The organism is Frateuria defendens (assembly GCF_001182895.1).
Classification (GTDB): domain Bacteria; phylum Pseudomonadota; class Gammaproteobacteria; order Xanthomonadales; family Rhodanobacteraceae; genus Frateuria_B; species Frateuria_B defendens.
This window is the reverse complement of sequence record NZ_LFQR01000201.1, coordinates 1-479: the sequence shown is the minus strand read 5'-3', so window position 1 is coordinate 479 and position 479 is coordinate 1. Positions and strand designations below refer to the sequence as shown.

Annotated in this window: 1 pseudogene; it reads left to right on the top strand. The window is 59.9% G+C overall.

Annotated elements, in window-relative coordinates:
- Positions 1–178 precede the first annotated feature (178 nt).
- Positions 179–479 (top strand): annotated as a pseudogene (locus tag ACH65_RS20090) (XVIPCD domain-containing protein); the annotation flags it as partial.

The following is a 479-nucleotide window of genomic DNA, read 5'->3' as shown; positions in this document are numbered from 1 at the left end:
ACTTTGTTTCGCAAGGCAGGACGCTCATCTGGTACAGAGCGAGTGGCACCGGTTCCACGAAAGATTTTTACAAATACGTCGTGTTACAACGAGTAAAACCCGGGAAGGATCCGCCGCTGGACAACGCGCAATGCCCCGATGCTGACGACTGAAGCCACACACACGCAAGGACGCAGCCATGACGAACATCACGGACAACGAAGCCAGGTCACTCATCTACTTCGCCATCGGCGTGGCCTCGGAAGGGTCCGACCGCGCCTACCAGCTTGCGTTCGCCGGCAACCTGCGCCCCGATGCGCACGGCATCATGAAAATGTATCCGGCGGGCAATAGCGGTTACACCATCGGCACCTTGCAAACCGACCTTGGCCAAAGGAGGTCGCCGGCCCGCTTACCACCGGCACGACATGGCCCAGACCGAAAGGCTCATGGCCAAAGTCGTGGCGCCGCTGCGCGAGACCGTGATTCACACCGCCAGA